This is a genomic window from Mucilaginibacter inviolabilis, assembly GCF_011089895.1.
Classification (GTDB): domain Bacteria; phylum Bacteroidota; class Bacteroidia; order Sphingobacteriales; family Sphingobacteriaceae; genus Mucilaginibacter; species Mucilaginibacter inviolabilis.
Genome location: NZ_JAANAT010000001.1, coordinates 389284 through 402005 on the forward strand (window position 1 = coordinate 389284; position 12722 = coordinate 402005).

Here is a 12722-nt window from a genome sequence, read left to right on the forward strand (position 1 = left end):
AAAGGCCGCTAAGCTCTGGCTTAGTAGCCTTTTTAATTTTTTAATCCAGATAATCGGGGGGATATAGTTTTTGACCATATTTTTCTGCCAATTGGTTTAATCTGGCCAGATCATCATTGCTGAAAGCCGGCGGAGGTAAAAATGTACCTGCAGCAACCGGGGTTCCTATTTCTTCAAAAAAAGCGTCTAAACCAGCTGGGATAACTGTACATAGCATATGAGCTGTTTGAGTGCTGGTATTTTTAAAACAATGTACTTCGCCGCCTTTAGGCACATTTACAAAAGCTCCCTTTTTTGCAGTGTATTTTCCGGCTTCGGTTTTAAACTCAATTTCGCCATCTATTACGTAAAATAATTCCTGTATATCTGCATGAGCATGAGGACCCGGCCCACCTCCTGGCGGCACAAGCATGTCAATAACCGCATAAGCCCCTTCAGTTTGTTTGCCCGAAACAATGATGCGATAAGCGTCGCCTACTACAGAGAGGCTTTCTCCCTGATCTTCATTTACGGTTGTTATATGGTTTGTCATCACAAAATGGGTTTAATGTAATAATACCATAAATGTACTTTACTTGCATGTAGAGTGCCAGACAATTCATATAACCTTTTCCCACAGATGTGTAAAGCCAGGCTATTCGCTTCTTAAACTTTTTACCGGACTGGCAATTGCCGCTTTGATAGATTGAAAACTTATAGTAACCAAGGCTATCAATACCGATATAAACGCTACAATCGCAAAAGTTATCCAGGTAACATTGATACGGTAAGCAAAGCCCGTTAGCCATTTATCCATCGCATACCAGGCCAATGGCCACGCAATGATATTGGCAATCAGCACCAGTTTTAAAAAATTGCCCGAAAGCAGTAGTACAATTCGTTGCACGGAGGCACCCAACACTTTTCGTACCCCTATCTCTTTTACTCTCTTTTCGGCAGAATGGGAGGCCAGACCGAACAGTCCCAAGCAGGAAATAAAAATAGCTAAGCCCGCAAGGATTCCTACAATTTGGCTCACCTGGTTATCGGCTTTGTAAACCTCGTTAAAATGATCGTCCAGAAACTGGTATTCAAATGGATAATCGGGGTAAAGACTATCCCATTTTGATTTGATAAATGCTATAGCCGCAGCAGTATTACTGCCGTTGATTTTAACAGAAATATTTCTAAAATCCCAGCTATGCGCGCACACCATAAACATAGGTTCAATTTTATACTGAAGAGAGTTAAAATTGAAATTTTTGGCAACACCTTTAATGGTGCCTAAAGAATCAAAGCCAAATTGCAGGCCTATCAGTGAAGATAACGGAGCTTTGGGCTGATCTTTTAATAGTGATTTTGCCAGAGCCTCATTCACAATATATTCCCTGCCGTTGATTTTTTTATCCGAAGAGAAATTTTGACCGGCTACCAGTTTTATTTTGTACAGATCCAGATAATTATCATCTACCACCAACAGCGTTGTGCCAAACTGCTGCAGCGGCCCATCGGCAGGTTTAAATGACACACCTGTTTGATCTAAATGACTTCCTAAAATATCCTGCGAGGCTGTTACTCCCGATACTAAAGTGCTGTTTAATAATTCGTTTTTAAATAGTTCGTATTTTTTGGTGGTAATCCTGTCCAACGGTATATTAACTATCTGCTCACGATTGTATCCCGGATCCTGTTTTTGCATAAACCTTAATTGCCTTAGTACAAATACCGTGGCTATCATTAAAAAAATAGCGCTGCTAAATTGTATAACAACTAAGATATTCCGGAGCAATCCTTTATCTTTTCCAACTTGTACAGAGCCCTTTAAAACCTTGGCTGCCTGAAACGAAGATAAGTAAATGGCTGGGTAGATACCTGAAATAAGACCGATAAGTACGGTACCCCCAAATACAAAAGATATAGCACCAAGACTGCCAAATACATTGAAGTTTATTTTTCTATCGCTCAGGTGATTAATATAGGGTAATGCCAGCTCAACCAGGGTAATTGCAAGAACCAGCGCGATAAACGAGATCAGCACGGTTTCTCCTAAAAATTGAAAAGCCAGCTGAAAGCGATGCGCACCTATAGATTTGCGGATACCCACTTCCTTTGCCCTTTCGGCCGAGCGGGCTGTTGAAAGATTAATGAAATTAACGCAGGCTATGATCAGTACAATCAAGGCGATAATGGCGAACAGGTTAGTCGACTTTTTATCAAATTTCTGATAGTTTATATAATCCAAGCCAATATCGGCCGAGTTGGCATGTACATCTTTTAAAGGCAAAACAAATAATTTCATGTATTTGGTTCCGTCTTTACCCAGGTGCTCTGTAATAAAAGATGGAAATTTCTTTTCCAGTAATGCCGGGTTAGCACCAGGTGCAAGTTCAAGATAGGTATTTAGCCAATTGCCTCCCCAATTCTTAAACATCCAGGGTTTATAAATGCTGCTGAATGAAAATAAGGCATCAAATTGCAATTGCGAGTTTTGGGGTATATTGGCAAGCACTCCGGTAACGGCAAAAGAAACGGTGTCATCGCCATAATGAGTTACGGTTTTGCCAATAGGGTTGGCATCGCCAAATAGTTTTTTGGCCGTTTTTTCGGTAAGTAAAATGCTATTGGGTTTACTAAGAGCTGTTTTTTGATCACCGCTGATCAGTTTAAAATCAAAGATCTGGAAAAAGGTAGAGTCGACCGCAAATGCCTCCGGCAAAAACATCCGCTCATTGTTATAGGTCATCTGGTATTTTTCGTGCCAGTTTATCCGTGTGAAATTTTTTATTTCGGGAAACTTCATTTTTAAAGCCGGTCCCATCGGAAACATGGATAAGGCAACTTTTTGTGTTGTACCTTCCTGACCCACCGTTTGTACCTCATTTAAACGGTAAATATTTTTAGTATGAAAATTATCGAAACTCTTTTCGTAGGCAACAAACATCATAATGACCATAAATGCGGCCATACCCACAGCCAGACCTATAATGTTAATTGCTGAGAAAACACTGTTTTTCCAGATATTGCGCCAGGCTATTTTAAAATAGTTCTTGATCATCGGTTTAATGTTCTATTAGGGTTAGGAAAACTAAACTACTGTCTTAAAATGTATGCCAAGCTTTTAATTTATTGATTTTTAACTATTTATATATAATATCCATTGCCGCATTGTATCAGAAGCGAACGCAGATGTGTATCAAAAGCGGATAGATGAAACACAAAAGAGGTATGATATTTAAAAAAGTCTGGATTGACTTTTATTTACCTCTAGGAGATATGGCATGGATGTTAATCGGTTACATTTGTGTATAACTATAAAAAATATGAAAACAATTCAAATGACAGGGTACGGAGATTCGTCCGTTTTGAAAATAGAAAACATAGCTAAGCCTACACCGGCGGCTGGCCAGGTGCTCATTAAAATAGCGGCTACAACTATTAATCCGTTTGATATGAAAATTCGTTCGGGTGCTATGCAGCAATTTATACCCATTCCAATTCCCTTCGTCCCCGGTACTGATTTTTCAGGAACGGTAGAGGAGACCGGCGAGAATGTAACCCGCTTAAAAAAAGGTGATAAAGTATTCGCGACCACATTTGGCGGCACCTATGCTGAATACATCGTGATAGATGAAAAAAATGTTTCTTTAATTCCGGATAATGTTGGCTTGAATGAAGCAGCAGCGCTGGCTGTTCCGCTGAATACCGCCTATAGTGTACTGATAGAAGGCGCGGATCTGCAAGCGGGACAAAAAGTGTTAGTTCATGGAGCAGCAGGTGCTGTTGGTATCGCACTGGTTCAGATGGCCAAAGCACTAGGTGCTTATGTTATAGGTACGGCTTCGGCAAAGGGTAAAGATCTTATTAAATCGTTAGGGGCAGATGAAGCGATCGACTATAAAACACAAGATTTTAGCCAATTAGTGCATGATGTTGACCTGGTTATAGACGGAGTAGGAGGCGAAACACTGCAGAAATCATACGCGGTGGTAAAAAAGGGTGGCAGGTTAATTAGCATTGTTATGCCTACTTCAGATGAAGAGGCCGAAAAATATGGTATCAATGCCGAGTTTATCAATTCTGTACCAAAACTTGAAAAATTAGCATTTGGTAAAAAATTGGTCGAGGAAAATAAAATTACGCCGCAGATAATCAAAGTCCTGAACCTGGAAGCTGCTGCAGAAGCACAAGATCTGGTTACAGCAGGAGGGCTTAATGGCAAAGTGGTATTACAGGTAAGTTAATAGGCTTGATTGCTAGTTTTAAAAGTTGGCTTTTATCTGGTAATTTGCTAATTGAGCAAGGGTTCGAATTCTACGGAGTTCGAACCAATTATTCAGTCTTGTATTACAGCATTTTTATAAAGTATGCTATGAAAAGCAATTAATTACTTGCATTTAATCTTCTTTCTATGCTTCAGACCAAATTCTATTAAAGCATTAATGACGGGCAGAGTTTCAATGGCATGGTCAGTAAGCGCATAGGACACTGTAATAGGCCTTGTATTATTCACAGTTCTTGTGATTAGTAAATTATCTTCTAACTGCTGCAATTCGTTCGATAATACTTTTGGTGTTATGTCTTTCGATGTTTCCTGTAAATCTTTAAATCGCATAGCTGAATAAAGGTACAAACTTCTCAAAATAACAATTTTCCATTTACCGCTCAATAATTCAATTGCATCCTTTAATGCTAATTGTCTGTCAATGGTGGGTTCTGATTCACATTTTGGTTTTTCCATAATTATAGTCACTATCCTAAAGGTAATGAATAGTGAAATTATAGTCAATGCCTGATAATTTTGCCTCTTTCAAACATAAAATTGACAAGAGGTATGAAAAATGATAGGGAAAGCAGTTTGGTAGGTAAAAAAGTTGTTCTATTAGGTGGTACATCAGGTTTTGGTTTTGCTACAGCATTAGCTGTGGCAGAGGAAGGGGCATCAGTGGTTGTGGTTTCAAGCAGCCGGCGAAAGGTAAACGACGCTTTATCCAAATTGCCAGAAGAAACTAAAGGTTTCGTTGCTGATCTTGGAGACGAAAAGCAGATAGAACAGCTTTTCAAAAAGATAGGCGAATTTGACCATCTCGTTTTTACAGCCGGTGATGAGTTGAAATTTAACGAATTGTTGGGATTGAACATTGATGAGGCAAAACAATCTATCAATTTGCGCTTTTGGGGGGCGGTTATGGCGGCTAAGCATGGAGCTCCACTAATAAGACAGGGAGGATCGATTACATTAACAACCGGTGCCCTTGGGAGAAAACCGAGGAAAGGAACAGTGGTGATTGCAGGAATGGCAAGTGCTATTGATGGGCTTACACGCGCGCTTGCCTTTGAACTTGCACCAATAAGAGTTAATGCAGTTTGTGCAGGAACTGTTAGAACCAATCTCTTAAGAAGTATACCCGAAGCAGCCAGGGAGGTATTCTACAGTCAAGTTGGAAGCAAATTGTTAACAGGCAGAGTTGGTGATGCAAATGAAATTGCTGAGGCTTATCTATACCTGATCAGGGGAAGCTTTAGCACAGGCCAGATTGTAGTGGTTGATGGTGGTAGTTTACTTACATAATTCCCTTTTCTCTAAACATCCTTGATTTTTTAAACGATTACCACCAATCAGATACCAATATAAAGTTCAACCGGTAATTTTATTAACAATTAAAGCCCGCGATTAGCGGGCTTTAATTGTTAAATATTTTTCTGATAATTACCTGCTTTCTGCAAGCTGCTCATTGTTCACCACACGTCCGGGATAAACTTTGAGGGCTTCTTCCAGGCATATCATGGCGTTTTGCAGGTCTTCATTTTTTAAAACGTAGGCCATGCGTACCTCATTAAGTCCGGCTCCGGGACTGCTGTAAAAGCCGGTGGCTGGTGCCATCATCACGGTTTGGTTATTATAGCTGAAAGTTTCCAGCATCCATTGGCAAAATTTATCGGCATTATCAATGGGTAATTTGGCTACTACATAAAAAGCGCCACCTGGATTAGGGCAGTAAACGCCATCTATTTTGTTCAGTGCACTTACTAAGGTATCCCGGCGACTAGTATATTCTTTATTTACGGCTTCAAAATAGCTATCCGGAGTGTCAACAGCCGCGGTACCCGCAATCTGCTCCACCATACCGGCGCTCAGGCGGGCCTGCGCAAATTTTAAACCAGCAGTTAAAACCGCTTTGTTTTTAGTGATCAAACAACCTAAGCGGGCGCCACAAGCACTGTAACGTTTACTTACAGTATCCATTACAATTACATTCTCTTCTAATCCATCCAGGTGCATAGGAGAGATGAAAGTACGGCCGTCATAGCAAAATTCCCGGTATGCCTCGTCCGAAAACAGGTACAGATCATATTTCAGGGCCAGTTCTTTCAAGGCTTCCAGTTCCTCTTTGGAGTATAAATACCCTGTAGGATTATTGGGGTTACAGATGATAATAGCCTTGGTTTTATCGGTTATCAGTTTTTCAAATTCACTGATAGGAGGAAGGGCAAAACCATTGTCAATAAATGAAAGTATGGGTTTTACTACTATATCGCTCTGACTGGCAAAGCCATTGTAATTAGCGTAAAATGGTTCCGGGATAATCACCTCATCACCCTGGTCAAGACATGCCATCATGGATATGGTGATAGCCTCTGAGCCTCCGGTAGTTACAATAATATTATCAGGTGTAATGTTGTAACCCAGTTTGTTATAATATTCTGTAAGCTTTTTGCGGTAAACCAGTGTTCCTTCGGATGGGGTGTAGGCCCAAACCTTAAAATCAATATTTTTAATGGCATTCAGCATGCCTTCAGGGGTTTCAATATCAGGCTGGCCAATGTTCAGATGATAAACTTTTTTACCATCCAGCTTAGCTTTATCAGCATAAGGTGTTAACTTACGTATAGGCGATGCGGGCATTCGCTGCCCTTTTTGAGATATTTTTGGCATGTGCAAAATTAATAAAAAAGAAAGTATTGTTATGGCATACTTCCTTAAACAAAAAAAGACCCTCAAAAAGGGTCTTTTTTTTATATTTTTTATCCCCTGTTTAGCAAGGGGCATCATCAGCAGCTTGCTGTGCTTTATTTGCTCGATGCGGGTTTGGCTACAACCTCACCAATAATGTTCAGATACTTTTCTGGCGTAACTGCATTTGATTTTACAACAATAGTTTTGTTGAAAGGCGCAGCGGCAGCAGCATTATAAGTGATCTTGATAGTGCCTTTTTCGCCACCTTTTACCGGAGTTTTGGTGTAATCGGCAATGGTACAACCGCAAGTTGGTCTTACTTCTGTCAAAATAAGGGGTTCTTTACCAACGTTGGTAAATTCAAAAACGGTGGTTACAGGAGTACCCTGAGGTATCTTGCCAAAGTCGTGTTTTTCTTCATTGAATTTAAACTCAGCTTTTTGGCTATCCTGTGCCGATGCAGTAAAGGCAAAACCTAAAACTACTGCGCAAATCATTAATATTTTTTTCATACTGTTATTTGATTAATACAAATATATAAGGTTTAACGTAAAACAAATATATAAGGTTTACCCCAAAATAAAAACTATTAGTTAAACTCCATGTTTTATTGTTAGTTTGCAAAATACAGAATAGAATTTTATAATTTTACCGTCTAAACGAAATTATATATGCCCGAATCTACCTTACGTGCAACCAGTAAATTTAATACTGCAGAACTGAGTTTTGATGATTTCAAGAAAATTGTGATTGACGATTATCGTATTGGTTACGAAAGCCGTCAGGCAAGTTTAATAGGCAGGAGAGAGGTTTTAACGGGTAAAGCTAAGTTTGGCATTTTTGGCGATGGCAAGGAAGTTGCCCAGTTAGCCATGGCCAAAGCCTTCCGCGCAGGCGATTGGCGCGCGGGATACTATCGCGATCAAACCTTTATGTTTGCTACCGGGATGAGCAACCTGAAAGAGTTTTTTGCCCAGCTTTATGCCAACCCCGATATTGAAAAAGATCCCGCATCTGGCGGCAGGCAAATGAATTGCCACTATGCAACCCGTTTTGTGAACGCCGATGGTACCTGGGTTAACCAGGCTGAAACCATGAATTGCTCGTCAGATATTTCCACTACGGGCGGTCATATGCCCCGTTTGCTGGGTTTGGCTTACGCATCAAAATTATACCGTCAGAATAAAGAGCTGGAATACCTGAAACAGTTTTCTGTAGGAGGTAATGAGGTTGCCTTTGGAACTATAGGCAATGGCTCCACATCCGAAGGTTTATTTTTTGAAACCTTTAACGCCGCTGGTGTGCTGCAGGTGCCTATGGCCATTTCTGTTTGGGATGACGCTTACGCTATCTCCGTTCCGGCAAAACTGCAAACAACCAAAGAAGATATATCCGAAATACTCAAAGGCTTTCAGCGTGAAAATGGTTCCAACGGTTATGAGATATTTAAAGTAAGAGGCTGGGATTATATCGCCCTTTGCGAAACTTATGAGCGTGCTATCACCATATGCCGCGAGCAGCATGTACCGGTATTGATCCATGTAGTGGAGATGACACAGCCGCAGGGCCACTCCACCTCAGGTTCACATGAGCGCTATAAATCAAAAGACCGCCTGACCTGGGAAGAGGAACACGATTGCCTGCTTAAAATGCGCGAATGGATGATCTCTTCGGCAATTACTACTGAAGCTGAATTGGAGATACTGGAAGCCGAAGCTAAAAAATATGTACGGGAATGCCAGCGCGAAGCTGCCGCCGAGTTGGGTGATATCATTAAGGTTGAAGTTGAGGAAACCGCTCGCTTAATTGACAACCTGGCCTACACCGTGGCTGCTAAAGAGGAAATTACCAGTATTGCTACCGAGTTACGGTCGAGCTATGATGCCGGTCGTAAAGATACCGTAGGTTCCGTGCGTAAAGCCCTCCGCCTAACCGTACATGAAACAGTAGCCGAAAGACAAGTATTGATAGATTGGCTTAAAGCAGAAACCGCCAAAAATAAGGAGCGTTATGATTCCAAATTATTTTCAGGAACTCCACAATCTCCTTTAAATGTGCCTCTTGTGCCGGCTATTTATAGTGAAGATGCACGTTTGCTTGACGGTCGTGAGATATTAAATGCTTGTTTTGATTCTCACTTTGAACGCGATAAAAGCATTGTAGCTTTTGGCGAGGATGTAGGCGCTATCGGCGATGTGAACCAGGGATTTGCCGGTTTGCAAAACAAGTACGGCGATCTGCGTATTACCGATACCGGCATTCGCGAAACTACTATTATAGGGCAGGGTATGGGTTTGGCTATGCGCGGTTTACGCCCAATTGCCGAAATTCAATACCTTGATTACCTCATCTATGCCATGACTGTTTTGAGCGATGATATTGCCAGTTTGAGCTATCGTACCAAAGGTGGGCAAAAAGCACCGCTGATTATCCGCACACGAGGCCACAGGCTCGAAGGGATCTGGCATTCAGGCTCGCCAATGGGTATGATCGTAAACTCGATGCGTGGTTTTCATCTTTGTGTGCCCCGTAATATGACCCAGGCCGCTGGTTTGTACAATACCCTGTTAAGGGGCGACGAACCGGCCATCGTGATCGAAAGCCTGAACGGGTATCGCTTAAAAGAAAAACTTCCTGAAAATGTAGGAGAATTTACCGTTCCATTGGGTAAGGCTGAGATACTGAAAGAGGGCGGAGACATCACTGTTGTGTCTTACGGATCAACCCTGCGTATCGTACAGGAAGCAGCTGTTGAGCTTGATAAAATGGGTATACACATCGAAATTATCGACCCACAAACGCTGTATCCTTTTGATATCGACAATACTTGTGGTACTTCTTTAAAAAAGACCAGCAAATTATTGGTGGTTGACGAAGATGTACCGGGAGCAGCATCAGCCTATATTGTTCAAAAGATTGTAGAAACCGAAAATGGTTACTATTCTCTTGATGCACAGCCCAGAACGTTAACCGCTAAAGAACACCGTCCTCCGTATGGTTCCGATGGTGATTATTTCAGCAAACCATCTGTTGATGATGTGATCGAAGCGGTATATGCCATGATGAATGAAGCTAACCCTGCTAAATATCCGCCGATATTTTAATTAGTGGATTATTGAGTTAGTGAATAAAAACGTTGTCATTTCGACGAGGAACGAGGAGAAATCTTGTACGTGAAGCTATTAAGTTGTATAAGATCCCTCTTCGTTCCTCATTCGGGATGACATTTTGTAATAATCTCTTGCTCTCGCGAGCTTTCAGCTGAACATTATTTTCGTTATCCAGGCATTTTCTCATGTTCGATTTTTGGGCTTAAATCTTTAAGTTTGCAGCCATTCTATTCTATATACAAACATTATGGATTCTACAACATTCACCACTATATCAAATATTATCAAAACGCGCCGTTCTGTAAAGCCGGCTGCTATGAACGGGCAAAAAATACCTAATGAGCAGGTTTCTGCCTTATTAGAATTGGCCGATTGGGCGCCAACACACGGTTATACCGAACCATGGCGCTTTATTGTGTACGAAAATCCAGCCGATTTTTGCCATAAACATGCTGAAATATATAAACAAGGAGTTAAGTCAGAGGATTTTAACGAGCTGACTTACAATAATCTGCAGCATCAGGGTGATAAGGTATCACATGTGATCATCGTAACCATGAAACGCGGCGATCTGCCTAAAATTCCTCCATTTGAAGAGATCGCAGCAGTATCCAGTGCTATCCAGAATATATTGCTTGGTGCTACGGCCCTTAATGCGGCTTCTTTCTGGAGCACCGGCGGCGCCATTTTAAAGCCTGGCATGAAAGAGTTTTTGCAACTACGCGAAGAAGATAATGTACTCGGTGTACTATATCTTGGCTACGCCGATCAATATCCCGAAGGCAGAAGAAACACCCCGCTAGAAGAAAAGATCAACTGGGTTAAGTAAAATACATAACAAACAGGTCATTGCTGACATACCTGGAAGTATAAAACATAAGACAACCACCATGTCATTGCGAGCGCGGCGTGACAATCTCCTTGCGTTCGAATTTTAAGACTTACGAAGTTTTCAAAACTTCGTAAGTCTTATGAATAAACTGATTAGAATAGCTATGAGATTGCCACGTCGTACCTCCTCGCAATGACATATCAGAGATAGAGTAAACTTCATTATTCCACATTCAAAATTCAGCATTCGATATTTTCAATCTTTCATCATCCACCACTTATTTTTCCCTCAAAACAATAATTCTTAACCTTCTGTCGTTTTTCTCCGTATAAATTCGAGCTTAATTGCTTTAACTTAAACTTATTTTCATTTTAGTAAAAAAATATCCTAAAATGATTTTGAGTTAAGTAAAAACTTATACATTTGTAATTGGCCGGCTCCTAATTCTGGTCAGTTACCGACTTAACCTGTTGCTAATTTAAATTATTGTTTAAAATTAAACTCAACACAAGTATGAGGAAACACTTATGGTGTGTCACATTCTCGGTTCTATTTTTAGCTACAACTATTGTTAGTTGGAGATCCGTAGGTGCGAACAAATCAGATGGAAAAGTAAATTCAACTCTAAATGCAAAAGAATTATTTAATCAGTATGTAAATAATTTATATCAGGCGGCCAGCTTACAGCAAACCGGTTTGACATTTGATGTATTTGAAAAAGCGATTACAGGTTATACCAATTTAAAACTCAATCACCAATTACCACAAAGCAGTTCTGTATTAACAGTGGTCGATTTTACCAAATCGAGCCGCGAAAAACGTATGTGGATTATTGATCTCTTCAGTAAGCAGTTGTTACTCAATACTTGGGTAGCACACGGACAGGGCAGTGGTGAAGAAATGGCCACCAGTTTTTCTGACAGGAACGACTCGCACCAAAGCAGTTTGGGCTTTTACCTTACAGATAAGGTTTATATGGGCAAACATGGCCGCTCTTTACATTTGGATGGTCTTGACGAGGGTTTTAACAGCAATGCCCGCATGCGCGATATTGTGATTCACGGCGCCAGTTATGTAAGTCAGGCTGCCATTAATCATCAGGGATACCTTGGACGCAGCTTTGGCTGCCCGGCGGTACCTGCCCATCTTGCCAACACCGTGATTAATACAATCAAGGATAAAACGGTATTATTTATCAATGGCAATGATGATAGCTACACTTCCAAATACCTGGACGAAACAGGTCCGCTCAACTTCATAGCGGCGGATACCACCGCTTTTGATCTAGCAAGACTGTAGTTCTGGTATCAAGTATCAAGATTTTTAGCTCCCGCAAGTAAAACTAGCGGGAGCTAACTAAAATGGATTATAGCCACTTAGGACTTTCTGTAGTCTATTGCTAATAAACCGAGAAAGCCTAACGTTTAAACTTTTCAACCACTGTAAAGACTCATTTGTAGTAACGGGTAAAAATGCGCTGTAAACAATTGGGTCTATACCCTCGTCTAGATAAACAAAAAGAAATCCGTCAGGGCCATTATAGACGTCTATCACAGTAAAAGGTCGAATCAATAATCTATTATGGATTTGTAGCCAACCCCTTACATCCTGTTGCATTTCTGCTTGCGAATCGGTTAATCCATAATCTAATAAGTAACAATATTTACCTGCAAGAAAAAAAAGTTCCTTTAGTACTGTTGGAAAATGATTCCCATTATTATATATTGTTTCGAGGCTTGCAATTTCATCTAATGAAATCCCTTCAATGGTATTTAAGACAGGCGTCCCTGAAGTTGGAAGTGTACTATTTGCTTGTAATTCCTTTAAATATTTTACAGTCATATCA

Annotated in this window: 11 protein-coding genes; 5 read left to right on the plus strand and 6 right to left on the minus strand. The window is 40.7% G+C overall.

What is annotated here, in order from left to right; genetic code table 11:
* Positions 1-40: 40 nt before the first annotated feature.
* Positions 41-532 carry a cupin domain-containing protein gene (locus G7092_RS01445; RefSeq protein ID WP_166085477.1) on the minus strand — a complete coding sequence of 164 codons (492 nt, stop codon included), beginning with the start codon at positions 530-532 and terminating at the stop codon, positions 41-43.
* Between the two features lie 102 nt (positions 533-634).
* Positions 635-3034 (minus strand): ABC transporter permease, encoded by a 2400-nt coding sequence (locus G7092_RS01450; RefSeq protein ID WP_166085479.1) that lies wholly within the window; start codon positions 3032-3034, stop codon positions 635-637.
* Between the two features lie 265 nt (positions 3035-3299).
* Here G7092_RS01450 and G7092_RS01455 point away from each other — a divergent pair, with 265 nt between their 5' ends.
* On the plus strand, positions 3300-4220 hold the full coding sequence (locus G7092_RS01455; RefSeq protein ID WP_166085481.1) for an NADP-dependent oxidoreductase: 921 nt from the start codon (positions 3300-3302) through the stop codon (positions 4218-4220).
* Positions 4221-4363: 143 nt separating this feature from the next.
* Here G7092_RS01455 and G7092_RS01460 read toward each other — a convergent pair whose 3' ends face one another.
* Complete coding sequence (locus G7092_RS01460) at positions 4364-4717, minus strand: winged helix-turn-helix transcriptional regulator (RefSeq protein WP_166085483.1); 354 nt, start codon at positions 4715-4717, stop codon at positions 4364-4366.
* A 93-nt stretch (positions 4718-4810) separates the two neighbouring features.
* Between G7092_RS01460 and G7092_RS01465 the strand changes: the two genes are divergently transcribed.
* Positions 4811-5548 (plus strand): SDR family oxidoreductase, encoded by a 738-nt coding sequence (locus tag G7092_RS01465; RefSeq protein ID WP_166085485.1) that lies wholly within the window; start codon positions 4811-4813, stop codon positions 5546-5548.
* A 138-nt stretch (positions 5549-5686) separates the two neighbouring features.
* On the opposite strand, the gene G7092_RS01470 is transcribed toward G7092_RS01465, so the two are convergent.
* Both G7092_RS01470 and G7092_RS01475 read right to left on the minus strand, forming a co-directional pair.
* A complete protein-coding gene (locus tag G7092_RS01470) occupies positions 5687-6913 on the minus strand; it encodes a pyridoxal phosphate-dependent aminotransferase (RefSeq protein WP_166085487.1) in 1227 nt (408 codons plus the stop codon).
* 134 nt (positions 6914-7047) lie between these two features.
* Positions 7048-7446: a DUF1573 domain-containing protein gene (locus G7092_RS01475; protein ID WP_166085489.1), complete on the minus strand. Its 399-nt coding sequence runs from the start codon at positions 7444-7446 to the stop codon at positions 7048-7050.
* A gap of 159 nt (positions 7447-7605) precedes the next feature.
* Here G7092_RS01475 and G7092_RS01480 point away from each other — a divergent pair, with 159 nt between their 5' ends.
* The 3 genes from G7092_RS01480 (at position 7606) to G7092_RS01490 (ending at position 12175) form a co-directional block, all read left to right on the plus strand.
* Complete coding sequence (locus G7092_RS01480; protein ID WP_166085491.1) at positions 7606-10038, plus strand: alpha-ketoacid dehydrogenase subunit alpha/beta; 2433 nt, start codon at positions 7606-7608, stop codon at positions 10036-10038.
* A gap of 253 nt (positions 10039-10291) precedes the next feature.
* On the plus strand, positions 10292-10873 hold the full coding sequence (locus G7092_RS01485; RefSeq protein ID WP_166085493.1) for a nitroreductase family protein: 582 nt from the start codon (positions 10292-10294) through the stop codon (positions 10871-10873).
* A 516-nt stretch (positions 10874-11389) separates the two neighbouring features.
* Entirely contained in the window at positions 11390-12175 is a 786-nt protein-coding gene (locus tag G7092_RS01490; RefSeq protein ID WP_166085495.1) for a murein L,D-transpeptidase catalytic domain family protein, read from the plus strand.
* A 57-nt stretch (positions 12176-12232) separates the two neighbouring features.
* Here the strand turns inward: G7092_RS01490 and G7092_RS01495 are convergent, their stop codons facing one another.
* Positions 12233-12718: a hypothetical protein gene (locus G7092_RS01495; RefSeq protein WP_166085497.1), complete on the minus strand. Its 486-nt coding sequence runs from the start codon at positions 12716-12718 to the stop codon at positions 12233-12235.
* Positions 12719-12722: the final 4 nt, after the last annotated feature.

Coding starts and splice junctions, on each gene's coding strand:
- G7092_RS01445 (WP_166085477.1), bottom strand. CDS start 532: ATGACAAACCATATAACAACCGTAAATGAAGATCAGGGAGAAAGCCTC.
- G7092_RS01450 (WP_166085479.1), bottom strand. CDS start 3,034: ATGATCAAGAACTATTTTAAAATAGCCTGGCGCAATATCTGGAAAAAC.
- G7092_RS01455 (WP_166085481.1), top strand. CDS start 3,300: ATGAAAACAATTCAAATGACAGGGTACGGAGATTCGTCCGTTTTGAAA.
- G7092_RS01460 (WP_166085483.1), bottom strand. CDS start 4,717: ATGGAAAAACCAAAATGTGAATCAGAACCCACCATTGACAGACAATTA.
- G7092_RS01465 (WP_166085485.1), top strand. CDS start 4,811: ATGAAAAATGATAGGGAAAGCAGTTTGGTAGGTAAAAAAGTTGTTCTA.
- G7092_RS01470 (WP_166085487.1), bottom strand. CDS start 6,913: ATGCCAAAAATATCTCAAAAAGGGCAGCGAATGCCCGCATCGCCTATA.
- G7092_RS01475 (WP_166085489.1), bottom strand. CDS start 7,446: ATGAAAAAAATATTAATGATTTGCGCAGTAGTTTTAGGTTTTGCCTTT.
- G7092_RS01480 (WP_166085491.1), top strand. CDS start 7,606: ATGCCCGAATCTACCTTACGTGCAACCAGTAAATTTAATACTGCAGAA.
- G7092_RS01485 (WP_166085493.1), top strand. CDS start 10,292: ATGGATTCTACAACATTCACCACTATATCAAATATTATCAAAACGCGC.
- G7092_RS01490 (WP_166085495.1), top strand. CDS start 11,390: ATGAGGAAACACTTATGGTGTGTCACATTCTCGGTTCTATTTTTAGCT.
- G7092_RS01495 (WP_166085497.1), bottom strand. CDS start 12,718: ATGACTGTAAAATATTTAAAGGAATTACAAGCAAATAGTACACTTCCA.